A 21,359-nucleotide genomic window follows, 5' to 3' on the forward strand; every position below is an offset into this window, starting at 1 on the left:
CTATGGCGCTGACCAAAGCCGATATAGCGGAACATCTCTTCACCCAGCTGGGCTTAAGCAAACGCGACGCCAAGGATATGGTTGAGGCGTTTTTCGAGGAGATCCGCCAATCGCTCGAAGCAGGCGAGCAGGTGAAAATCTCTGGCTTTGGTAACTTCGAGCTGCGTACCAAGAGTGAACGCCCGGGTCGGAACCCGAAGACTGGGGAGGATATCCCCATCAGTGCTCGGCGGGTGGTTACCTTCCGGCCAGGGCAAAAACTCAAGGCTCGTGTCGAACACGCCACACCCAATGAAACAGATGCCAGCGACGACGAATAACGCGCTGAGAATAACAAGCCAGGCCCAAAGCCTGGCTTGTTTGTTTTTGCATGTTGACTGACGCCGGTGGGTTGGCTGGCCTAGAGAAGGAGTTGCACTGTGGTGATGCCGCGAATTGTAGTGCTGACGGGAGCGGGTGTGTCCGCCGAATCGGGTATCCCGACGTTTCGCGCCAGTGATGGACTGTGGGAACAACATCGCATCGAGGATGTTGCGACCCCGGAAGGATTTTTGCGGGATCCCGATTTGGTTCAGCACTTTTATAATCAGCGCCGTGCCTTACTGAAGTCCGTGCGACCCAATCCAGCCCACTATGCCATCGCCCGTCTGCAACAGCATTGGCCGGATACGGTTACTCTGATTACCCAAAATATTGATGATTTGCACGAGCGAGCCGGGAGTCCTGAAGTGATCCACATGCATGGCGAGCTACTCAAGGTGCGCTGTGTTCTTACCGGCGAGGTCCGCGTTTGGTCCGATGATGTGACTGCTGTCGATCGTTGCTCCTGTTGCCAACCAAAGGCTGTGCTACGACCCCACATCGTCTGGTTTGGTGAAGAGCCATTGCAGATGCAGGCTATCTATGAGGCGCTAACGCAAGCGGACTTGTTTGTGGCAATTGGTACCTCGGGCCATGTCTATCCGGCAGCCGGTTTTGTGGCCGAGGCTCGGCATGGTGGAGCCCGAACGTTGGAGTTCAATCTGGAGGCTTCGCAGCAACGCAGCCATTTTGAGCAAGCAATCTACGGTCCCGCCGGGGAAACTCTACCACTGTGGGTGGATCAGTTACTGGCCGATCCAGCCCAATGGCAGAGTGTTTTTGGCCGTCACACCTAATGGATGTCGATCTGGCGCCTTACTCGTAGCTTTCGACGCGAATGCCTTGCATCTGATAGCCGGAATTTGCCAGCTCATGACTGGTTCTGGTGGTGTGTAAGGTGCCATAGACCCAAACTGCATCCCAGAGTTCATCCACCGCCACGGGTTCGCTCAGTGTCACGTAGATGATCTGGTTACTGGGTGGCGGTGGGACATGGATGCAAGCACCGAAGAATGGCACCAGTAAAAAGCTGCTGACGGTTTCCTCGTTCCCATCGACCGGGACTACATAGCCAGGGACGCGCACTTGCCGCTGATCCAGATCGGTCCTGACACTCCCTTCTTCCTGCAGGATGGCCTTGCCATTATGGTTAACCGCCGCTTCTGGACGTTTCGATTCGTTTGACTGTCCGGATGTCGGCAGCAAATCCGGCCACTTCAACGTCTGATACTCGATGGCAAGCGCCGATGTCGGCAGGGACAACAATATTGCCAGGAGCAGCAAGAGTCGCTTCATGTTCAGTTCCTCGGGGTCATGCCATCGTGAAGGGAAAAGTGTAGGGCTCGCCATGCCGGTAGCGTACCTACCAATAAGCCAGCCAACCAAATGCCCAGTAGTAGCTGTAACTCGGTGCTGGTCGGTATCTGCATTGGTAGTCGTAAGCCATAATGCAGCTGGATCCAGGGGATCAGGAGTATCAGTCCAAGGTAAAGGGCGGCGATGCCAAGTAGAATACCGCCAGAGATCAGTATCAGTGCTTCGAGTGTCAGCAGCCAAAACAGGTGCGCGGCCGTGGCTCCCAGGGAACGCAAGATCGCCAACTCTCTGCGGCGTTCATTGAGCCCGGCCAGCAAGGTGGTGAGCATGCCGGTCAGGCCCGCAATCACGACAAAGGCAGAGACAAAAGCCAATGCCTGTTCGGCAACCGACATCAACTGCCAGAGATCACGCAGTGCCACACCCGGCATGATGGCTTGCAGCGGCTCAGGCTGATAACTGTTGATGGCTCGTTGCAGACTAAAGGTCTGGATCTTACTGTGCAGACCGACCAGTGCTGCGGTAATACTCTGTGGCTGCAGGTTATGGCTCAGAGCCTGTTCCGCTGTCAGATGCTGGGCTTGCTGGCCCGAGTCCCAACCGACATGGATGGCTTCGATGCTCGCCAGTGAGACGAGCAACGAGCGATCGACAGGGGTTCCTGTGGGTTGCAGTATGCCGACGATGCGAAAGGGCAGATCCTCATGTCGGCTGAAGCCATGTTTTCCCGTGCCATGGGCGATGATGATGTCATCGTTGAGTTGATAGTGCAGGGCTTGAGCGACTTCGGCACCGATGACCACATCGAAGACTTTTGAAAACTCAGTACCGGCAGCAAATTGCAGTGGGAGGTGATCCCCATACTGATAATGCTGGAAGAACTCGCCCGAAGTACCGATGACCCTATATCCCTGATGGGAGTCCCCCAATGACAGCGGAATCGTCCAGGCCACGGCAGCTTGCTGCCGTAGAGCCTGATAGCTATCCCAGCCGATATTATTGGTGGCGTCTCCAAGATGAAAAATGGAATAGAGCAATAAGTTAAGTGGGCCGGTTCGAGCCCCGACGATCAAGTCGGTTCCGGAGATGGTGCGGGCAAAACTATCCTTGGCTTGCTCTTTGACCCGTTCGACACCCAGGAAGAGACAAACACTGATGGCAATGGCGATCAGAATCAGGCAAGCCGTCAGACGGCGCGACCATAGACTTTTAGCGGCGAGCATCAGCATACGGCTTCCTCCGGCTGGAGCCGATTCAGCTCACTGAGCGGGATGACGCGGGAAAAATGCGTCTCCAGGCTAGGGTCATGACTGACAAACAACAGTGTGCTGTGCGCGCGACGGCATTCGGCAAACAGCAGCTCCATGAAGGCGGCCCGGCTGCTCGAGTCCAGCGCCGAAGTGGGTTCATCGGCAATCACCAGTGCTGGTTGGCCAATGAAGGCTCGTGCGGCGGCTACCCGCTGCTGTTGACCTATGCTCAACTGATGCACCGGCCGTTGACGCAGGGAATCGGGTAACTGTAAGGCGTCCAGTAAGCGATGGGCTTCCTGAAGTGGTGTGTCTGACAGCCGTTGCCGCTTGAGGTGAGAGAAAATCAGTGGCGAGGTGACGTTTTCGAGCACGGATAAAAACGGCAACAGGTTGAATTGCTGGAAGATATATCCTATATGATGCGCACGAAACTGATCCCGTTGCGAACTGCGCAAGGATTTTAACTCGTGGCCCAGCACGCAGAGCCTCCCCTGATTGACGATGTGGATCCCGGTCAGTAATCCGAGTAGTGTCGACTTGCCGCTGCCGCTTGCGCCCTTGATGAACAGGCTTTCACCGGCTTGAACCTGAAGGTTTGGGATGTTTAATAGGGCGTTATGACCAGGCCAGCCAAACTGGACCCCGGACATCGCAATCACCGGCGGTTCGAGATCCATCATTTCTGCAGTTCCACTTGGGGATTCTCTGGACTCAGCTCGCCGGCCCCCTGATGGCTTTGGGCCATGATCTGATAGTCAATGTCTTGTAATGATGCAAAATGCTTGAAGAGTGTCAGGGTGATGGCGTTCAGATCCTCCGGGCTCTGGCAGGAATAGGCATAACTGGCTTCAATATCGCCGTGTGCCGTGGACGCTTTGCCATCCAGGTGATGCTGCACCTTGACCTGCTGAAGCTGGCAACCTGCGCTTTTTTCCAGATCAACAAGATTATCGGCCTGGTGCAGTGTGGTCAAGGCCGCATCGAGTTGCTGCTTTTGCGCTGCGGTATGGGGTGCGTGTTCGAAGCCCACAATGTCGGCGGCTGGAACCTTGAGTTCCAATAATAGACTCGTCCCCTCGACGGCTATATTGAGCGTGGCATGTCCATGCTCATGTGCTTCATGTTCGGTATGCGGGGACAATTCGGCTGCGGATAGCATGCAGGAACCACCTAACCACAAACCGGCCAGGCTCCATTGAATGGCTTTACTCATCTGCCTCGGATCTCTTCTGTTGTACGGAATGATGCGGTGTTATGTGGCCAGCACCGCTGGGTTTTCTATCCTCCGAGGTGTTCATGACATGGGGATGACAAGAGCTCTGCCAAGGGGATTTCATGGTGGCGGCTGGTCCGTTTTGTATGGGGATCCTGGACTCAGCGAGCGTCGAGAATCGGACGAAAAGGGTCACTGGACCACTGAAATCAAGACTTGGGTGCCAAATTACTCCAAAGGTTGTTGCCTTCGTCTTATTCTATGAAAAATAACCATTTTTTACTTGATTTACCGTTTTGAGGAGTTTTTTAACCCGATAAAAACATGATTTTTCTTTCTTAAATGGGGCGAAATCCCGTGAAGTTGGGCTTGGAGGGTAATTATTGCTATAATGCCAACTTTGGTTTATTAAAGAATGGGCAATGACGGATCAGAAACAAGATCTGATAACTATCGGCGGTGATTTACAGCGCTCTTTGGATTCGGGGTTTCGTCTCGATCTGAAGGCTGTATTACGCGAAGGCTGGCAATTGACGTCGGGGGCTAAAACCGGCTTATTGTTGGCTGTGGCAACCGTCCTTGCCTTGATGTTTTTATTGATTCGGCTAGCGGCGTTTAGCGGCTGGCTGGAGACGGATAGCATCGTCATCAGCATGTTGTTTAGCATCATGCTGGCGGCGGTACTATCACCCGTGAGTAGCAGTCTGGATATGTTGGGGTTACGCCGCGCACTGGGATCCCGCGTGCGAGGCAGCATGGTGTTTGATTATCTTCGCCAGGCGCCTGTATTAATTCAGACGAGCTTGCTGCTTTCCGGGTGTAAAGGAGGGCTGGAGAGTTTGTCCATGCATTCGAGCATGGCAGAGTCTGTCAGCATGGCACTGCTGTTGTTATTCAGTGTCAGTATGCTGTTTACCATCCCTCTGATCTTGGAGCGGAGATTGTCCCCGGTGCGAGCCATGTGGACATCCTTCCGCTTGTTTCTGCGTGGTTGGCCACAGTTGTTGCTGTTATACGCTGTGCTGGCTGCGTTGTTTGTCCTAGCCATGTTGCCACTCGGCCTGGGGCTCATCTGGATGATACCGTTCTACTTAATCGTGAATGGCATCGTCTACCGTGATGTATGTGGTGTCCGGGTGCGGATTGAACTATCGCCCAAGGATGCTGCATCGCTCGATAAGGGGAGCTTTGTTGCATGAAGATGACCAGACTATGGACCTTGCTGTTACTCTGCGCCGTGATGCCGGCTGCTGTGGGTAATACTGGCGCGCCGGGGCCTGTGCCTCGTGACGTCCAGCGTGAGCTTGCCACTTCGGTGGCTATGGATCCGCCTGATTTCAAGGCTATTAAGGATCCTGTCGAGCGCAAGCAAGCTTTTGTCAATTACCTGCGTCCGTCTTATGAGACGGTTGCGGCCAACATACTGACTCAGCGCAGTAAACTTGAAAAACTGAAGTCACAGTTGAACCAGGGGATCCAGCTTGCTTCCGAACAGGAAGAGTGGCTGGCGAACATGGGACAACAGTATCGCCTGGATAACCTCCCGCTCAATGAGCAGGGGATTGATCAACTCCTGGTTCGGGTGGATATTCTTCCTCCAGAACTGGTGTTAAGCCAGGCGGCCACGGAATCAGGGTGGGGGACATCCCGAATGGCCCGCAAACTGAATAACTTCTTTGGCCACTATTGCTTTGAAAAAGGATGTGGTGTTTCGCCGTATCGCCGGAATGGCTCAGGAGAGGTCAAGTCGTTTGATTCCCCAGAGCTGGCAGTGCAGGCCTACATGCGGAATGTGAATACGCATCCGGCTTACAAGCAGGTGCGCCAGATGCGCGCCGATATGCGTGCGGAGGTAAAGCCGCTGGATGCGGTTGCGTTAGCCAAGGGTCTGAATCGTTATTCAACGATGGGTGATGGTTACGTACGCAAGATCCAGGGGATGATCCGCACCAATCAACGTTACTGGAGTGCCGCCAAGGCAAACTAACCCTTCAGTAACCACAGTGTGCCTATACAAAGGCCCGTGTGAACACGGGCCTTTGTCGTATCTAGCGTTTGATCATTTGTGTCTGCTGGATGACCCGCGCTTATTGCAGTTCTACAATCTGCAAGCGTTCGAGATCATCATTTTCAAGCTCCAGAGCTGGAACAGGAGAGAAATCAGGCTTATCGAAGGCAATATCGCCGCCGTCAATGGGCCCCTGGCTTCGGTCCAGATTTTTGAAATCAAATAACTGATTGTCCAACAGGTGGCTGGGGACTACGTCTTGTAGCGACTTGAACATGATCTCGATCCGACCAGGGAAACGCTTGTCCCAGTCAGTGAGCATTTGTTTGATGGCTTGGCGCTGTAAATTTTCCTGCGAACCGCACAGATTACACGGGATGATCGGAAACGCCTTCCACTCGGCATAACGAACGAGATCCTTTTCCTTGCAGTAGGCTAGGGGGCGGATCACCACATGCTTGCCATCATCACTGACCAGCTTTGGCGGCATCGACTTCATCTTGCCACCGAAAAACATGTTTAAAAACAAGGTTTCAAGAATGTCATCCCGATGGTGACCCAAAGCGATTTTAGTTGCTCCCAACTCAGTTGCCGTCCGGTAGAGAATACCGCGACGCAGCCGCGAACAAAGCGAGCAGGTGGTTTTGCCTTCCGGAATTTTGTCTTTGACGATGGAGTAGGTATCTTCTTCGACAATCTTATAGGGGATACCCAATTGTTCCAGATAGGCGGGCAACACATCGGCCGGAAAGCCGGGTTGTTTTTGGTCGAGATTGACTGCGATGATATCGAAGTGGATCGGTGCACTAGCCCGTAAATTCAACAGAATATCCAATAGACCATAACTGTCCTTTCCACCGGAGAGGCAAACCATGATCCGGTCACCGTCCTCAATCATATTGAAGTCAGCGATGGCTTCTCCAACATGGCGGCGCAACCGCTTTTGAAGCTTATTCAGGTTATAGACTTGTTTGGAGTTTAATTCGTCAGACATCTAGCAGTCACCCGGGACAAAGTTGGCCGCATATTATAGCCACTGTCCCGGTGACGGCAAGATTTGACGTATTGCGGATGCGTCTTCCGGTTACGTTTGCGAGTCGGGCTTGAGAACCAACAGATCACAATGCAGACTATCGACAACCTGCTCGGCGGTATTGCCGATTAAGGCGGCCGACCAGCCGGTTCTTCCTAGGCTACCGAGTAGGATCAATTCGGCATCCAGTTGTTCAGCAATCTCCGGTAATACATCCTCTGGCAGCCCCTCAATGACATGAGTTTGTGCGCTTGGAACATGATGTTCCTGAGCAAATTCGTTCATCATGCTCTGATGATGTAACAAAATGGCCTCGTTATAGATCTCGGGGGTAAAGCCGGGAACCTCCAGCGCAATATTAACCGTAGGCGCGGGCACCGCATTCACCAGGTGCACATTGGCTTTGACCAGTTTGGCAACATGGTTAGCCTCTTTGAACAGTTTTTGGTTGAGTGAATCCTGCTCTGGTTCACTACTAAAATTGAGGGCCACGACAATATTGCCATCCGCTGGCCAATCGTGTTCTTTGACTAGTAAAACGGGGAGGTGGCATTTGCGGATCAGTTGCCAATCCAGTGGAGTGAAAATAAAACTTTCCAGCAGGGAGTGCTGATGCGCGCTCTTGATGACCAGATCATGACCGTGCTGGTTGACCTCGTTGAGAATGCTCTCGGAAGGGCGACTATGCCAGACCACCTTGAGGGTCATATCTAGCCCTTCATCCAGATAGGGCTGGATCAGGCCTTCGAGCCAGGCGCGGCGTTGCGCCACCACACCTTCGCGCATCTCATCCCGCTCTTCAACGGAGAGGATGGAGGTGATTTCATAGGAAAAATCATAAATCGACATGAAGACTTTGATGGTCGCACTATCCTGCAGCCGAGCAACTTCGGCGGCACGATAGAGTGCGGGTTGAGCTTCCATATTGGGATCGATGACGACCAGAATATTGCGATATTTGATCATATGGCCCTCTCACAATTGTTGAACGCTTGAATAGCCTGTAAGCAGGTTAGCGCAAAAGCAATAAGCAGAGTGCTGTTTGGGTCAACAAATGAGGATGTTGACCCCGTGTGAGCCTAGCAACTGGAATGTGTGGGTAGGCCAGCCAATTCAGCCAGGGATGGACCATCGATAATAGTGACGTATTTACCTTTGACCCGGATCAGCTCCAGCTTTTGAAAGCGGCCGAGTAATCGACTAATCGTTTCTACGGTCAACCCGAGGTAGTTGCCGATATCGCCGCGAGTCATGGAGAGACGGAACTCGCGGGCAGAAAAACCACGCTCAGCAAAACGAGTTGAAAGACGATGCAGGAAAGCCGCCAGACGTTCTTCGGCATTCTTTTTGGATAACAAGAGGATCATTTCTTGATCCCCCATAATTTCGTTACTCATCAGCCGCATGATTTGTTGACGAAGTTTCGGCATCTTGCCGGAGAGGTCGTCCAGTATCTCAAATGGGATCTCGCAGACCATGGACGTTTCCAGAGCCTGGGCAAATGATGGGTGATGCTGTTTATGGATGGCGTCAAAGCCTATCAGGTCACCTGCTAGATGAAAACCGGTGATCTGCTCATCCCCTTGTTCGGTGATGGTGTATGACTTGATCGTTCCAGAGCGAATGGCATAGAGGGATCTGAGCTCATCGCCTGCCTTGAATAAAGCCTCGCCTTTTTGGATCGGTTTTTTGCGCTCAATGATGTTATCGAGCTGATCCAGCTCATTGTCATTCAGACTGAATGGAATGCAGAGCTGACTGATGCTGCAGTCTTGGCAATGAATGGCACAGCCACCGGATTGCACTCTTTTTCCAAGTTTCTTGTCTGGGGTCATAGGCTCATTCGTTTAAAATTGATTTTTATCAAACAATTTTACCATCAAGCCTGCCTGCTTGAACAGATATTAAGAGGCCAACAGGCTAAAAACCCCGGATGACTCGGCTATGAAATTGAATAAATATGCTTGCTCATTGCCTCGATGAAAAAATTGATCGCCGATGCCATCTATCGCAATAGTGACTATTGCATCAGCCGATGGGATGTAAATGGATTGCATAAAAAAAGCCGCGCAAGCGCGGCTTTTTCGGTTACTGGTTTGCTCAGGGACGAGTCATAGGGGCTGACGCTACACTACGCAAATCGGTGATGCTAGCCTTGCGTCCTGATACTTGGACTGCCTGACGTTCAAACGGTGGATATTCCACATGCTTGGCTGGCAACTCAGGTGCTGACGGCGGCAAGGTCATCTCGGCTTGTGCAAAGTGCACATTCGAAACGATCCCGCTGCGGCGACGTGCCTTGCTTGGCTTGGTCACGACTACCTCGACCGGTTTCACTGCAGTGGCTGGTTCGCTATGAACCGGCTCAGGCTGTGCGATGACATCGGTGACGACAGTTGTCGCAACTTGGGCGGTAATGGCCGGAGCTGCGGGTTCTATGACCGACGCGATCTCTTCAGTCGGAGCTACAGTCTCAACGGGGGCAGCTGCCACTGGCGCTACGGTTTCTTCTGCTTCAACAACCTGAGCTACGAGTTGCTCAGGCACTTCGCGGGTAGCGGTGGTTTCGGTGATGACGGGGAATTCGACCCGATCACTCTCCTCATGAATGTCATGAGCAATGCCACCCTGCTCAGGAGCTTGCTCATCGCGAACCGCGCTGGTACGACGACGGCTACGACGAGGCTTGTCACCTTCGCTGGAGCCATGTTCTTCAGTGCCGGGCTGCTGGTTCTCTTCAGAGCTTTCGCTACGCGGCTGGCGCTGACGACGCGCATCTTCATTGATGCGTTTACGGCGTTGCGGTGTCCGAACCTTTTGCTCATCAGTCGTAGCATCAGCGACGTCAGTGGCGAGTAGGTGCTCTTCGACAACGGCTGCAACCAGCGGGGTTTCAACTTGCTGGATATCGGCTGTCTTTAACTCGTCACGACTTGTCCAGTCATACTCTTGCTCACTGGCTGCAGATGGCAGTTGAGGCTGCTCTGTTACCGGCTCGCTAACGCGGACCTTCTTACGCATGTTGCGACGTTCACGACGTTCTGCAACTTTTTGCTCTTTTTCCTGACGCTGCTGCAGATCGGCCTCATTCACCACCACTGGCGCTTCTGCTACTACCGCTTCCCGATTGTCTCGTGGCTTACGTTCCGGACGCGGAGTCCGTTCACCACGGACTGGACGCTCTTGGCGTTCGGTGCGTTCCTGAGTATTACGCTCAGGACGCTCGGCTCGCTCCGTACGTTCTGGTCGCTCATTTCGCTGCCGACGAGCGGCTGGCTTTTCATCACCATTCCGGAAAGCTTTGTCATCGTTGGTCTTGGTGAACGACTCTTCTTTATCCTTTACCACGCGTTCTCGACGGGGTTCAGCTGGACGGCGACGATTGTTATCACGAGAAGCGCTATTGTCACGACGACGGCGATTATCACGGCGCTCGGCCGTCGGCTTGCTTGGTGCTTCCTCAGCGGGGGAGTCGCTACGGAACAAGGCAGTTAATGCAGCAAACAGACGCGAGAATAGACCTGGTTGTGGTTGCACGACGGCGACAGGAGCTTGTTGTGAGACTGGGGAGCTAAAGCCCTGGACGGCTGGCTCTGCTATGGCCGCTTTGGTTTCAACCAGCTTCGGTTCATAACCATCACGCACCAGTTCGTTTTTCAACTCATAGCTAGGCGCTTCGTTGGCCTCACCAGAGCGAACGCGCAGCACTTCAAAATGCGGTGTCTGCATCTGCTCGTTCGGAATAATAATGATCCGGACTTGATGACGCTGTTCCAGCTTCAGAATTGCCGTGCGTTTCTCATTTAACAGGAAGGCTGCGACATCCACCGGAACTTGGGCATGCACCTGATCGGTATTGTCCTTGAGCGCCTCTTCTTCGATCAGACGCAAAATAGCCAGTGCTAACGATTCATTATCCCGAATGGTGCCTTGCCCCATGCAACGTGGGCAGACATGAGTGCTGGACTCATTCAGCGAAGGACGCAGACGTTGGCGGGAAAGCTCCAGCAAACCAAAGCGAGAAATGCGGCCTAATTGAATACGAGCGCGATCCTGACGAACGGCATCTCGCAGGCGATTTTCCACTTCGCGTTGATGACGGACTGGCGTCATATCGATGAAGTCGATGACGATCAGGCCACCCAGATCGCGCAAACGCAACTGGCGGGCAATTTCATCGGCAGCTTCCAGATTGGTTTGTAGCGCTGTTTCTTCAATATCGCCGCCCTTGGTGGCACGAGCCGAGTTGATGTCGATCGAGGTCAGTGCTTCGGTCGGATCAATGACGATAGAGCCGCCGGAAGGCAGACGAACTTCGCGCTGGAAGGCGGATTCAATTTGGCTCTCAATCTGAAAATGGCTGAACAGCGGAATTTCACCGTTATACAATTTGACTCGATTGATGAAGTCAGGACGAACCAATTCGATATGTTGCTTGGCGCGCTCGAAAATCTTCGGGCTATCGATGAGAATTTCACCAATGTCGCGGCGCAAATAGTCACGGATAGCACGCACAATCACGTTACTTTCCTGATGGATCAAGAAAGGGGCTGCTTGCTGGTCAGAGGCGGTTTTGATGGTTTCCCAGTGCTTGAGCAGAACATTCAGATCCCACTCCAACTCTTCGCGGGATTTGCCTACGCCTGCGGTGCGCACGATAAGTCCCATGCCATCTGGAACTTCGAGACCATTGAGCGCCTCTTTGAGCTCGGTACGTTCATCGCCTTCGATTCGGCGGGAAATACCGCCCGCGCGTGGGTTATTGGGCATCAATACCAAATAACTCCCAGCCAGACTGATAAAAGTGGTCAACGCTGCACCCTTGGTGCCCCGTTCTTCTTTATCAATTTGGACGATGACCTCATGACCTTCCCGAATCACTTCTTTGATATTCGGACGACCGGAGAAGGAGTAGTTGGCAGGGAAATATTCGCGAGCTATTTCTTTGAGCGGTAAAAAGCCATGTCGTTCAGCTCCGTAGTCAACGAAAGCGGCCTCCAGACTGGGTTCTACGCGGGTGATTTTACCTTTGTAGATGTTGGCTTTCTTTTGTTCGTGCCCTGGACTTTCGATGTCCAGATCATAGATGCGTTGTCCATCGACGAGGGCAACGCGCAACTCTTCTTCTTGAGTTGCATTAATTAGCATTCTTTTCATTCAATTCTCTAAATAAATTCTTTCTGATGTGAAATGCAATCGCCATTTGAGGGATTGAAAAAGAGAACCGGCCTCGAGTCTGTAGCATGGTCGAGCAACCTCCCGGTTGGTCATGCATGAGGCGCACATGGGATTCGTCTTCGCATCCTTTACCCAGCTAGAAACGCAACTTCTGCGTAGTAGCATAGAACAATCTGGCGAAATCAGGATTTTGCGTAACTATCAGACTGCCACAGCAGGCTCAAAGAGGGTGTAAAGAAATTCACTGACACAGCATCCCTGACCTGTTGTTTTCGGTCGAGCCTGATCCAACCCGTTTTCCAGGCGGTTGGCTACATAAAATCGCACGCATTATTCCATTTTAACGCCAACCATAGCAAGGCAGCGTTTTGGCTTTGCGACAAAGCTCGCCATCTGATGTAGAATCAGCGCCATGAATACATCAACTCAACAAGTGCGGCTGCTGGTAATCGATGCTGAGCAGGAAGGGCAGCGCATAGATAATTATTTGAAGACTCAGCTAAAAGGTGTGCCAAAGAGCCTGATTTATCGGATCTTGCGCAAGGGCGAAGTGCGGGTAAATAAGAAGCGCATTAAGCCTGAGTACAAGCTGATTGCAGGTGACGAGGTACGTGTTCCGCCTGTGCGTGTGGCCGAGCCCAATGAATTGCCTTCGGCGAAGCTGTCCAGCATTCAGGCCTTAGAGGCCATGATCCTGTTTGAGGATGATGCGCTGATCGTTCTGAATAAGCCGGCGGGAATGGCGGTTCATGGCGGCAGTGGTCTGAGTTTCGGCGTCATTGAGGCCTTGCGTTCATTACGCCCAGAGTCCCGGTTCATGGAGCTGGTGCATCGTCTCGATCGCGACACGTCCGGCTGTTTACTCATTGCAAAAAAGCGCAGTGTGTTAAAAAGTCTGCATGAGCAGCTGCGTCTCAAAACGATGCGCAAGCAATATAGTGCCTTGGTGCGAGGTCAATGGCAGGCTCATGTCAAAGTGGTCAATGCCCCCTTATTAAAGAATGTTTTGCAATCGGGTGAACGTATTGTTCGCGTGAATCCGGAAGGTAAACCCTCAGAAACCCGCTTTCATATTCTCAAACGTTTTGCGGAAGCGACCTTGGTCGAGGCCAGCCCTATCACTGGGCGTACCCATCAAATTCGGGTGCATACCGCACATGCCGGTCATCCGATTGCATGCGACGACAAATATGGTGAAGCCACGTTTGATGGAAAAATGCGGGGGCTGGGTTTACAGCGTTTATTCCTGCACGCCAGTCGACTGACGTTTCGTCATCCAGTTGAGCAGAAAGATATGACGATGGAAGCGCCGCTCGATCCTCATTTACAGGCATTACTCAACAAGCTGGATAGCGATAAGTCATGAGTTTGCGTTATCAACTCCTGATCTTTGATTGGGATGGTACCTTGATGGATTCGGTGGCTCGTATTGTCTCTTGCATGCGACAGTCCGCCATCGACTGTTCATTGCCTGTCCCTGACACGAAGGCTGTCCACGATATCATTGGACTGAGTTTGCGTACGGCAATTCCGATGCTATTTCCTAGTGTGTCCGCTACAGGTGTAGAAGAGGTACTGGCGCGTTACCGCGAGCATTATCTGTATCTGGATACGACGCCTACTCCTTTGTTTCCGGGGGTGGAATTACAACTCCAGACTTGGCGTAACAGTGGCTATCAATTAGCTGTCGCGACAGGAAAGGCGCGGGCCGGGTTGGACCGAGTGCTGCTTGATACCGGGTTGGGGGCGTTGTTTGCGTCAACTCGAGGTGCAGATGAGGCTCGTTCTAAACCCGATCCCTTGATGCTGGAGCAGATCCTGGAACAACTGGATGTGCCCGTGAGTCAGGCGGTGATGGTAGGAGATTCCATTCACGATATGGCCATGGCACAAGCACTGGGCATGGATCGGATTGGAATTACCTGGGGTGTTCATGGGCCACAGCAACTGCAAGCCCATGAGCCGATCGTCATGGTTGATAATTTGGAACAATTGGCTCGCTACCTGTTGTCTATTCAGGACACCACGGTTACCGCTGAGGCAGAGTAGATCACTACTGTGGTAATTTAACTCCCCAACTCAGCAGCATATCGGTGAGGGCCATCAGCGGAAGACCGATCAAGGTATTGGGATCTCGCCCCTCAAAGCGTGTAAACAGACAGATCCCCATACCCTCGCTCTTGAAGCTGCCGGCACAGTCGTAGGGTTGTTCCCGTTGTAAGTAGTTCTGGATGGTGACTTCATCCAGAGTGCGGAAATGAACGGTAAAAGGCTCCACGATCGATTGCTGCTGGCCTGTCTGGATGTCGTGCAGACATAAGCCGGTAAAAAAAGTGACGGCGTGGCCCGAGAGTTGCCGGAGTTGCGAGACCGCTTGTTCGTGGGTTCCTGGCTTCCCTAGAATGGTGCCGTCGATGGTGCATGCCTGATCAGAGCCGATGACCCAGCCTTGATCAAGACGGCTGCCAACATCACTCGCTTTTGCGATGGCTAAGCGCTTGACCAGCTGCTCGGCGGTTTCACCCAGCAGCACTGTCTCATCGGTATTTGGTGCCATGGCTATAAATGGCATACCCAGTTTACCCAGCAGTGCTTGGCGATATGGCGACGTGGATGCGAGAATAATAGGCGACATGGTTGCTTTATTTGGTAGGGGATGTGTGGCGATCATACCCAGCGCTTCTGAATTATTCACCGATTATTCAGCGCAATAGGTTTTTCCTTTGACTATCACTGGGACTGTCTATATCATGCGCGCCTTATGCAAAAGGTGAAGTTGCCCATTAAGATTGATCCGGTCCGTTGTGCCGTGAAGCGCCTCGATTATGTCGGGGTTGTTGAGCGTGCCCAGCTTGTGCGGCTGGCTGAATCTGTTATCGATATTCAAGATGATGTCGAAGCCGAATTGTCCTTTGGTACTGATGCCCAAGGCCTGACCATTATGCAAGGTACTGCCCATACCTTGGTCAAGCTTGAGTGCCAACGGTGCGGTGACGCATTTGATCATCATTGCGACGTCGAGTTCATCTACACTCCGCTATCTGCGAAGGTAGAGGAGGAGGAACTGCCGGAAGCTTATGAGCCCATTGAGTTGGATGAAAACGGCGAAATTGATCTCTACGAGCTGCTTGAGGATGAATTAATCCTCGCCCTGCCATTTGCGCCCATGCACGCCGAGCATGAGTGTAAACGAGGGGGTATGCAGATGACGTGGGGTAAAATTGAACCTGCTGATGAGCGTCCGAATCCGTTCGCAGTTCTTAACGGTTTGAAACATAAGTAAATGAATTAGGAGTTAGGTCAATGGCCGTACAACAGAACCGTAAAACCCGTTCCAGACGTGGTATGCGTCGTTCTCACGATGCACTGACTGCTTCTGCACTGACCGTGGATCCGACTTCTGGTGAAATTCACCGTCGTCACCACGTGACTGCAGACGGTTTTTACCGTGGTAAAAAGGTTATTGCTTAATTTATTTAAGCAGGATTAACTTTTGTCTTTTCTAACCCTGGCGTTAGATTTGATGGGGGGCGATCACGGCCCCTCTGAAACAGTGCCTGCCGCCGTGCAGGCACTGTCGCTTTTGCCTCATTTAAAATTGATATTGGTTGGTGACCTCACCAGTATTTATCCCTTGCTACAACAAAATGGCCTCTTGGGTCATTCTCGTGTCGATACAGTCCACGCCTCCCAAATCATTTCCATGTCTGAGCAACCGGCATTCGCTTTGCGTCATCTCAAAGATTCTTCGATGCGAGTGGCACTGGAGCTGGTGCAACAGGGAAAGGCGGATGCATGCGTCAGCGCCGGGAATACCGGGGCCTTGATGGCCATCGCCAAGCATGTGTTGAAAACCCTGCCTGGGGTGGAGCGACCCGCCTTGATGACCTGTGTGCCGACGAGTACAGGCGGCCGCTCGGTATTTCTGGATCTTGGGGCAAATGTCAATTGCAGTCCTGAAAATTTGCGACAATTTGCCATGTTGGGCAGTGTGGTAGCGCATTGTGTGCTCGGGATTGAAAATCCGGCGGTGGCGCTGTTGAATGTTGGAGCAGAAGCCAACAAGGGAAATGAACAAGTTCGCTGCGCTTCGGAACTAATCTCGGCTACTCCAGGTCTCAATTATCGCGGCTTTATCGAAGGTGATGCGTTATTCCAGGGGGTGGCGGATGTTATTGTTTGTGATGGTTTTGTCGGTAACATCGCCCTCAAAACGGCCGAGGGTATGGTCCGGTTATTATCTCAAGCCAGCCATCAACAGATGGATGGCATGTCTGGTTGGCTGCAAAGCTTCCTGACCCGGTTTTTCAAACGTCGCCTTTCTCACCTGAACCCCGACCAGTATAACGGGGCAAGTCTGCTAGGATTGCGCGGCATTGTTATCAAAAGTCATGGGCGTGCCGAGCGGCATGCTTTCTCCAATGCCATTCTGCAAGCAACCGTGGAAGTGCAACATCAACTTCCGGCTCGCATTGCCGAGCGGTTTGAAGCAGAACCAATAAACAGGCGCTAGTCGAACCTATGTTTAGTAAAATTCTTGGCACGGGCAGTTATGTGCCCGCGACGGTTCGTACCAATGCTGATCTTGAGCGTATGGTCGAAACCAGTGATGAGTGGATTGTTGAACGTACCGGTATCAAAGAACGCCGGATAGCCGGTGAAGACGAAACCGTTGTCACCATGGCTAAAGAGGCAGCTATTCAGGCGCTGTCGGCTGCTGGCATCCTAGCCACGGATTTGGACATGATAGTCCTGGCGACGACCAGTGCAGAGAATGCCTTTCCTTCCGCAGCTTGCGAATTGCAGGGTTTGCTGGATTGTCCTGGCATTCCGGCATTTGATATCGCTGCGGCATGTGCCGGTTTTAGCTATGCCTTGAGTGTTGCGGATCAATTTGTTCGTGGCGGTAGCGCAAAACGGGTTCTGGTGGTTGGTGCGGATGTTCTGGCTCGCACTTGTGACCCGGCTGATCGTGGCACCATCATCATTTTTGGTGATGGCGCTGGTGCCGTGGTCTTGGGGGCTTCTGAAGAGCCCGGCATCTTGTCGACCCACATGCATGCTGATGGTCGTTACGGTGAATTGCTTAAGTTACCGCAAGGTAAACGTGGCCCTGCTGCAGCTGATTTTCCCGCTTATATGTACATGAAAGGCAATGATGTCTTCAAAGTTGCGGTTACTCGTCTGAGCGAGATTGTCACCGAAACCCTTGCTGCTAACGGACTGGACAAGTCCGAGCTGGACTGGTTGGTGCCACACCAGGCCAACTACCGCATCATCAGTGCCACAGCCAAGAAATTGGGCATGTCGATGGACCAGGTTATCCTGACGTTGGAAAAGCATGGCAATACTTCCGCGGCATCTGTACCGCTGGCGCTGGATGAAGGGGTTCGCTCCGGGCGTATCCAGCGGGGACAACTGATTTTGCTCGAGGCCTTTGGGGGTGGTTTTACCTGGGGTTCGGCACTGATTCGTTTTTAATTGCACAGGAAAATGACACATGACTAAGTTCGCGATCGCATTTCCCGGTCAGGGCTCGCAAAGCGTTGGTATGTTGGCTGAAATTGCTAGCGTATATCCCGTGGTCAAAGCCACCTTTGACGAAGCCAGTCAGGTTCTCGGTTACGATCTATTCACTTTGGTGATGGAAGGCCCAGCGGAAGAGCTGAACAAAACCTGGCGTACTCAACCGGCCTTGCTGACCAGTTCCGTTGCCTTGTGGCGCGTCTGGCAAGAGTTGGGTGCACCAGCTCCTGCCGTAATGGCCGGTCATAGCCTGGGTGAGTATTCGGCACTGGTCTGCTCCGGTGCCATGGCTTTTACCGATGCGGTGAAGTTGGTTGAGTTGCGTGGTCTGGCGATGCAAGAGGCGGTTCCTGAAGGGGTCGGTGCCATGGCGGCCATCATCGGTCTGGACAATGAGAGCATTGCGGCTAACTGCGAAAAGGCAGCTCAGGGCCAAGTAGTTTCTCCGGTTAACTTCAACTCTCCGGGCCAGGTGGTCATCGCCGGTCATAAAGAGGCTGTTGAGCGTGCCAATGTGCTGATGAAAGAGTCAGGTGCCAAGCGTGCGCTGCCGTTGCCGGTGAGCGTGCCGTCTCACTGTGCCTTGATGCATCCTGCGGCCGAAAAACTGGCGGCGGCCTTGCAACTCGTCGAGATCCATAACCCGTCTATTCCGGTGATCAATAACGTGGATGTAACCGCCGAAACTGACGCTGCCCGAATCAAGGATGCGCTGGTGCGTCAACTCTTCAGTCCGGTCCGCTGGACCGAGATTGTTGAGAATATGGCGAATACCGGCATTGAATTTGAAGTGGAAATGGGGCCGGGCAAGGTGCTGAGCGGTCTGGCAAAGCGTATCGACAAGCGTGTTGATGGAGCGGCTATTAATGATACCGCCTCGTTGCAAGAGATACTGGCCAAGCTGCAATAATCAGCGGCCCCGAATAATTAAGGACAACACATGAGTTTTGAAAACAAGATTGCTTTGGTAACCGGAGCCAGTCGCGGAATTGGTCGTGCGATTGCTGAAGCGTTTGTAGCCAAAGGCGCCAAAGTCGTGGGTACCGCAACCAGCCAGTCCGGTGCTGATGCTATCTCTGCCTACCTGGGTGATGCAGGCTGTGGTCTGGTGTTGAACGTCACCAGCAGCGAGTCTGTTGAAACGTTGTTTGCGACCATTAAGGAGCGTTTCGGGGATGTCGATATTCTGATCAATAACGCGGGGATCACCCGTGATAACCTGTTGATGCGGATGAAAGATGACGAGTGGCAGGACATCATTGATACCAATCTGACGTCACTGTACCGACTGAGCAAGCCTGTATTGCGCTCCATGATGAAAAAACGCCATGGACGCATCGTTAGCATAGGCTCCGTAGTGGGTACCATGGGGAACGCGGGTCAGACCAATTATGCTGCTGCGAAGGCCGGTTTGATTGGTTTTACCAAGTCGTTGGCCCGTGAAGTGGCCTCGCGCGGTATCACAGTCAATGCGGTTGCCCCGGGTTTTATTGAAACAGATATGACCCAGGCATTGAATGACGATCAACGTGCTGGCATTCTGAGCCAGGTGCCGGCGAATCGCCTTGGCGACCCCAAAGAGATTGCTGCCGCCGTGTTGTTCCTCGCATCGGATGAAGCGGCGTATGTGACGGGTGAGACTTTACATGTTAATGGCGGCATGTATATGGTCTAACCAGCAGGGCAAATAGTGGTCATATCTATGCAAATTTTTAGGCGATGTATGTCTAAAATCCTGGTTTGACCACGTCCAACAGTCTTGCAAACTATGAACAATCGAATAAACTACTGCAACGACACGCAATTGCGTATTTCTAAAGGAAAAATCAGGTCATGAGCAATATCGAAGAACGCGTTAAGAAAATCATCATCGAACAACTGGGCGTTAAGGAAGAAGACGTTAAGTCTGAAGCCTCGTTTGTCGATGATCTGGGCGCTGACTCTCTGGACACCGTTGAGCTGGTAATGGCCCTGGAAGAAGAATTCGACACTGAAATTCCTGATGAAGAAGCAGAGAAGATCACCACAGTTCAAGCTGCTATCGACTACATCAATTCCAACCAGGATTAATTTTCTGGTCAACAAGAGCGGCTTTTCAGCCGCTCTTGTTTCTTTTATTCCCTTGTTTAATTTTTACCTCGCGGAGGCAATCCTGTGTCAAAACGCAGAGTTGTGGTGACCGGTCTGGGTATGCTTTCTCCTGTTGGTCATTCTGCTGAAGCCTCATGGCAGGCATTACTGCAAGGCCAGAGTGGCATTACCAACATCGACCATTTCGATACAACCGATTTTCCAACTAAGTTTGCAGGTCTGATCCGGGATTTCGATCCTGAACAATTCGGCATTTCTCGCAAAGATGCCCGTAAGATGGACCTGTTCATTCAATACGGTGTGGCTGCGGGTCTGCAGGCGCTGGAAAACTCAGGTCTGGAAATTACCGAACAAAATGCAACTCGTGTCGGTGTTGCGATTGGTTCCGGTATCGGTGGTCTAGGATTGATTGAGCAGAACCATTACAGCTTGATAGCCGGCGGTCCACGTAAGTTGAGTCCTTTCTTTGTCCCGTCGACCATCATCAATATGGCTTCTGGGCATATCTCCATCATGAAAGGCTTACGTGGTCCGAATGTTGCGGTCACGACCGCTTGCACGACTGGTACTCATGCCATCGGGTTTGCCGCACGTATGATTGCCTATGGCGATGCTGATGTCATGGTATGCGGTGGCACTGAAAAAGCGTCAACCCCGATGGGGATGGGTGGCTTCGCGGCTGCCAAGGCGTTGTCGACTCGCAACGATGAGCCGCAGAAGGCGAGTCGTCCGTGGGATAAGGATCGTGATGGCTTTGTGCTGGGTGATGGTGCCGGTGTGTTGGTGCTCGAAGAGTATGAACATGCCAAGGCTCGTGGTGCGACAATTTATGCCGAGTTTGTCGGCTTTGGTATGAGTGCCGACGCTAATCACATGACAGCTCCGCCTGCCGATGGGGCCGGTGCTGCCTTGGCGATGCACAATGCGATCCTGGACGCCGGAATTGCGCCCAGCCAGATTGGTTATGTGAACGCCCATGGCACCTCGACGCCGCTGGGTGATCTCGCTGAGTTGCGCGCCATGAAAGCGACCTTTGGTGACCATGCGGGCAATCTGATGATTAGCTCCACCAAGTCCATGACCGGACACCTGCTGGGTGCTGCCGGAGCGATTGAGGCCATTATTACTGTGCTGGCGCTTCGCGATCAGGTGGCTCCGCCGACCATCAATCTGGATAATCCGGATGAAGAGTGCGATCTGGATCTGGTCCCGAATGTGCCGAAACAAGGCAATTTCGAATATGCCTTGTCCAATTCGTTTGGCTTTGGTGGCACCAACGGCTCCTTGATCTTCAAGCGCGTCTAGTTCTAGCTCTGGCTGCAGCCAGTAGAGGCCTGATACTCTGTATCGGGCCTTTTTTATGCGTAACATGGTGCTAAG

Annotated in this window: 23 protein-coding genes; 14 read left to right on the forward strand and 9 right to left on the reverse strand. The window is 52.5% G+C overall.

Annotated elements, in window-relative coordinates:
- The first annotated feature begins 2 nt into the window (after positions 1–2).
- Together ACYVG7_RS18890 and cobB are read left to right on the forward strand one after the other, a co-directional pair.
- Entirely contained in the window at positions 3–320 is a 318-nt protein-coding gene (locus ACYVG7_RS18890; RefSeq protein ID WP_460884648.1) for an integration host factor subunit alpha, read from the forward strand.
- A gap of 105 nt (positions 321–425) precedes the next feature.
- Positions 426–1,157 carry a Sir2 family NAD+-dependent deacetylase gene (gene cobB / locus ACYVG7_RS18895; protein ID WP_460884649.1) on the forward strand — a complete coding sequence of 244 codons (732 nt, stop codon included), beginning with the start codon at positions 426–428 and terminating at the stop codon, positions 1,155–1,157.
- Positions 1,158–1,176: 19 nt separating this feature from the next.
- Here cobB and ACYVG7_RS18900 read toward each other — a convergent pair whose 3' ends face one another.
- Genes ACYVG7_RS18900 through ACYVG7_RS18915 form a run of 4 tightly spaced genes read right to left on the reverse strand, consistent with a single transcriptional unit; the run spans position 1,177 to position 4,143 of the window.
- The gene (locus ACYVG7_RS18900; RefSeq protein WP_460884650.1) at positions 1,177–1,656 is read right to left on the reverse strand and encodes a DUF3299 domain-containing protein; all 480 of its coding nucleotides are present in this window, start codon (positions 1,654–1,656) and stop codon (positions 1,177–1,179) included.
- 2 nt (positions 1,657–1,658) lie between these two features.
- Positions 1,659–2,906, reverse strand: a complete 1,248-nt coding sequence (locus ACYVG7_RS18905) for an ABC transporter permease (protein WP_460884651.1) — start codon at positions 2,904–2,906, stop codon at positions 1,659–1,661.
- Positions 2,900–3,610, reverse strand: a complete 711-nt coding sequence (locus tag ACYVG7_RS18910) for an ABC transporter ATP-binding protein (protein ID WP_460884652.1) — start codon at positions 3,608–3,610, stop codon at positions 2,900–2,902. Before ACYVG7_RS18910 ends, ACYVG7_RS18905 begins: the two co-directional genes overlap by 7 nt.
- The gene (locus ACYVG7_RS18915) at positions 3,607–4,143 is read right to left on the reverse strand and encodes a DUF2796 domain-containing protein (protein ID WP_460884653.1); all 537 of its coding nucleotides are present in this window, start codon (positions 4,141–4,143) and stop codon (positions 3,607–3,609) included. The genes ACYVG7_RS18910 and ACYVG7_RS18915 overlap by 4 nt, the downstream gene beginning before the upstream one ends.
- Positions 4,144–4,565: 422 nt before the next feature.
- Here ACYVG7_RS18915 and ACYVG7_RS18920 point away from each other — a divergent pair, with 422 nt between their 5' ends.
- Both ACYVG7_RS18920 and ACYVG7_RS18925 read left to right on the forward strand, forming a co-directional pair.
- Positions 4,566–5,342: a hypothetical protein gene (locus ACYVG7_RS18920; RefSeq protein ID WP_460884654.1), complete on the forward strand. Its 777-nt coding sequence runs from the start codon at positions 4,566–4,568 to the stop codon at positions 5,340–5,342.
- Complete coding sequence (locus ACYVG7_RS18925) at positions 5,339–6,130, forward strand: glucosaminidase domain-containing protein (RefSeq protein ID WP_460884655.1); 792 nt, start codon at positions 5,339–5,341, stop codon at positions 6,128–6,130. Before ACYVG7_RS18920 ends, ACYVG7_RS18925 begins: the two co-directional genes overlap by 4 nt.
- Positions 6,131–6,230: 100 nt before the next feature.
- On the opposite strand, the gene ttcA is transcribed toward ACYVG7_RS18925, so the two are convergent.
- The 4 genes from ttcA to rne all read right to left on the reverse strand — a co-directional run bounded on the left by ttcA (position 6,231) and on the right by rne (position 12,341).
- The gene (gene ttcA, locus ACYVG7_RS18930) at positions 6,231–7,145 is read right to left on the reverse strand and encodes a tRNA 2-thiocytidine(32) synthetase TtcA (protein WP_460884656.1); all 915 of its coding nucleotides are present in this window, start codon (positions 7,143–7,145) and stop codon (positions 6,231–6,233) included.
- A gap of 90 nt (positions 7,146–7,235) precedes the next feature.
- Positions 7,236–8,150, reverse strand: coding sequence for a universal stress protein UspE (uspE, locus tag ACYVG7_RS18935; protein ID WP_460884657.1), 915 nt, complete (start codon positions 8,148–8,150; stop codon positions 7,236–7,238).
- A gap of 113 nt (positions 8,151–8,263) precedes the next feature.
- Positions 8,264–9,019, reverse strand: a complete 756-nt coding sequence (locus ACYVG7_RS18940) for an FNR family transcription factor (RefSeq protein WP_460884658.1) — start codon at positions 9,017–9,019, stop codon at positions 8,264–8,266.
- A 265-nt stretch (positions 9,020–9,284) separates the two neighbouring features.
- Positions 9,285–12,341 (reverse strand): ribonuclease E, encoded by a 3,057-nt coding sequence (gene rne / locus ACYVG7_RS18945; protein ID WP_460884659.1) that lies wholly within the window; start codon positions 12,339–12,341, stop codon positions 9,285–9,287.
- Between the two features lie 433 nt (positions 12,342–12,774).
- Here rne and rluC point away from each other — a divergent pair, with 433 nt between their 5' ends.
- Positions 12,775–13,728 (forward strand): 23S rRNA pseudouridine(955/2504/2580) synthase RluC, encoded by a 954-nt coding sequence (gene rluC / locus ACYVG7_RS18950; RefSeq protein WP_460884660.1) that lies wholly within the window; start codon positions 12,775–12,777, stop codon positions 13,726–13,728.
- Positions 13,725–14,411, forward strand: coding sequence for an HAD family hydrolase (locus ACYVG7_RS18955; RefSeq protein WP_460884661.1), 687 nt, complete (start codon positions 13,725–13,727; stop codon positions 14,409–14,411). Before rluC ends, ACYVG7_RS18955 begins: the two co-directional genes overlap by 4 nt.
- 4 nt (positions 14,412–14,415) lie before the next feature.
- On the opposite strand, the gene ACYVG7_RS18960 is transcribed toward ACYVG7_RS18955, so the two are convergent.
- Positions 14,416–14,997 (reverse strand): Maf family protein, encoded by a 582-nt coding sequence (locus ACYVG7_RS18960; RefSeq protein ID WP_460884662.1) that lies wholly within the window; start codon positions 14,995–14,997, stop codon positions 14,416–14,418.
- A gap of 126 nt (positions 14,998–15,123) precedes the next feature.
- On the opposite strand from ACYVG7_RS18960, the gene yceD reads away from it, so the two are divergent.
- The 8 genes from yceD to fabF all read left to right on the forward strand — a co-directional run bounded on the left by yceD (position 15,124) and on the right by fabF (position 21,284).
- Entirely contained in the window at positions 15,124–15,645 is a 522-nt protein-coding gene (gene yceD / locus ACYVG7_RS18965) for a 23S rRNA accumulation protein YceD (RefSeq protein WP_460884663.1), read from the forward strand.
- Positions 15,646–15,665: 20 nt separating this feature from the next.
- The gene (gene rpmF / locus ACYVG7_RS18970; RefSeq protein ID WP_377152791.1) at positions 15,666–15,833 is read left to right on the forward strand and encodes a 50S ribosomal protein L32; all 168 of its coding nucleotides are present in this window, start codon (positions 15,666–15,668) and stop codon (positions 15,831–15,833) included.
- 22 nt (positions 15,834–15,855) lie between these two features.
- Positions 15,856–16,875 (forward strand): phosphate acyltransferase PlsX, encoded by a 1,020-nt coding sequence (gene plsX, locus ACYVG7_RS18975; RefSeq protein WP_460884664.1) that lies wholly within the window; start codon positions 15,856–15,858, stop codon positions 16,873–16,875.
- Positions 16,876–16,883: 8 nt separating this feature from the next.
- Positions 16,884–17,843 (forward strand): beta-ketoacyl-ACP synthase III, encoded by a 960-nt coding sequence (locus tag ACYVG7_RS18980; RefSeq protein ID WP_460884665.1) that lies wholly within the window; start codon positions 16,884–16,886, stop codon positions 17,841–17,843.
- Positions 17,844–17,862: 19 nt separating this feature from the next.
- A complete protein-coding gene (gene fabD / locus ACYVG7_RS18985) occupies positions 17,863–18,798 on the forward strand; it encodes an ACP S-malonyltransferase (protein WP_460884666.1) in 936 nt (311 codons plus the stop codon).
- Positions 18,799–18,828: 30 nt separating this feature from the next.
- Positions 18,829–19,563, forward strand: coding sequence for a 3-oxoacyl-ACP reductase FabG (fabG, locus tag ACYVG7_RS18990; protein ID WP_460884667.1), 735 nt, complete (start codon positions 18,829–18,831; stop codon positions 19,561–19,563).
- Positions 19,564–19,721: 158 nt separating this feature from the next.
- Positions 19,722–19,958: an acyl carrier protein gene (acpP, locus tag ACYVG7_RS18995; protein WP_460884668.1), complete on the forward strand. Its 237-nt coding sequence runs from the start codon at positions 19,722–19,724 to the stop codon at positions 19,956–19,958.
- Between the two features lie 84 nt (positions 19,959–20,042).
- The gene (fabF, locus tag ACYVG7_RS19000; protein WP_460884669.1) at positions 20,043–21,284 is read left to right on the forward strand and encodes a beta-ketoacyl-ACP synthase II; all 1,242 of its coding nucleotides are present in this window, start codon (positions 20,043–20,045) and stop codon (positions 21,282–21,284) included.
- The last annotated feature ends 75 nt before the right edge of the window (positions 21,285–21,359 follow it).

It is taken from the genome of Pseudaeromonas pectinilytica, from assembly GCF_054780855.1.

Excerpts from the sequence above, each read along its gene's own strand:
- ACYVG7_RS18890 (WP_460884648.1), top strand. The coding sequence starts at position 3 with ATGGCGCTGACCAAAGCCGATATAGCGGAACATCTCTTCACCCAGCTG.
- cobB (WP_460884649.1), top strand. The coding sequence starts at position 426 with ATGCCGCGAATTGTAGTGCTGACGGGAGCGGGTGTGTCCGCCGAATCG.
- ACYVG7_RS18905 (WP_460884651.1), bottom strand. The coding sequence starts at position 2,906 with ATGCTGATGCTCGCCGCTAAAAGTCTATGGTCGCGCCGTCTGACGGCT.
- rpmF (WP_377152791.1), top strand. The coding sequence starts at position 15,666 with ATGGCCGTACAACAGAACCGTAAAACCCGTTCCAGACGTGGTATGCGT.
- ACYVG7_RS18925 (WP_460884655.1), top strand. The coding sequence starts at position 5,339 with ATGAAGATGACCAGACTATGGACCTTGCTGTTACTCTGCGCCGTGATG.
- yceD (WP_460884663.1), top strand. The coding sequence starts at position 15,124 with ATGCAAAAGGTGAAGTTGCCCATTAAGATTGATCCGGTCCGTTGTGCC.
- ACYVG7_RS18910 (WP_460884652.1), bottom strand. The coding sequence starts at position 3,610 with ATGATGGATCTCGAACCGCCGGTGATTGCGATGTCCGGGGTCCAGTTT.
- ACYVG7_RS18900 (WP_460884650.1), bottom strand. The coding sequence starts at position 1,656 with ATGAAGCGACTCTTGCTGCTCCTGGCAATATTGTTGTCCCTGCCGACA.
- ACYVG7_RS18920 (WP_460884654.1), top strand. The coding sequence starts at position 4,566 with ATGACGGATCAGAAACAAGATCTGATAACTATCGGCGGTGATTTACAG.
- ttcA (WP_460884656.1), bottom strand. The coding sequence starts at position 7,145 with ATGTCTGACGAATTAAACTCCAAACAAGTCTATAACCTGAATAAGCTT.
- acpP (WP_460884668.1), top strand. The coding sequence starts at position 19,722 with ATGAGCAATATCGAAGAACGCGTTAAGAAAATCATCATCGAACAACTG.
- ACYVG7_RS18955 (WP_460884661.1), top strand. The coding sequence starts at position 13,725 with ATGAGTTTGCGTTATCAACTCCTGATCTTTGATTGGGATGGTACCTTG.
- rluC (WP_460884660.1), top strand. The coding sequence starts at position 12,775 with ATGAATACATCAACTCAACAAGTGCGGCTGCTGGTAATCGATGCTGAG.
- ACYVG7_RS18960 (WP_460884662.1), bottom strand. The coding sequence starts at position 14,997 with ATGTCGCCTATTATTCTCGCATCCACGTCGCCATATCGCCAAGCACTG.
- rne (WP_460884659.1), bottom strand. The coding sequence starts at position 12,341 with ATGAAAAGAATGCTAATTAATGCAACTCAAGAAGAAGAGTTGCGCGTT.
- uspE (WP_460884657.1), bottom strand. The coding sequence starts at position 8,150 with ATGATCAAATATCGCAATATTCTGGTCGTCATCGATCCCAATATGGAA.
- fabG (WP_460884667.1), top strand. The coding sequence starts at position 18,829 with ATGAGTTTTGAAAACAAGATTGCTTTGGTAACCGGAGCCAGTCGCGGA.
- ACYVG7_RS18915 (WP_460884653.1), bottom strand. The coding sequence starts at position 4,143 with ATGAGTAAAGCCATTCAATGGAGCCTGGCCGGTTTGTGGTTAGGTGGT.
- ACYVG7_RS18940 (WP_460884658.1), bottom strand. The coding sequence starts at position 9,019 with ATGACCCCAGACAAGAAACTTGGAAAAAGAGTGCAATCCGGTGGCTGT.
- fabD (WP_460884666.1), top strand. The coding sequence starts at position 17,863 with ATGACTAAGTTCGCGATCGCATTTCCCGGTCAGGGCTCGCAAAGCGTT.
- ACYVG7_RS18980 (WP_460884665.1), top strand. The coding sequence starts at position 16,884 with ATGTTTAGTAAAATTCTTGGCACGGGCAGTTATGTGCCCGCGACGGTT.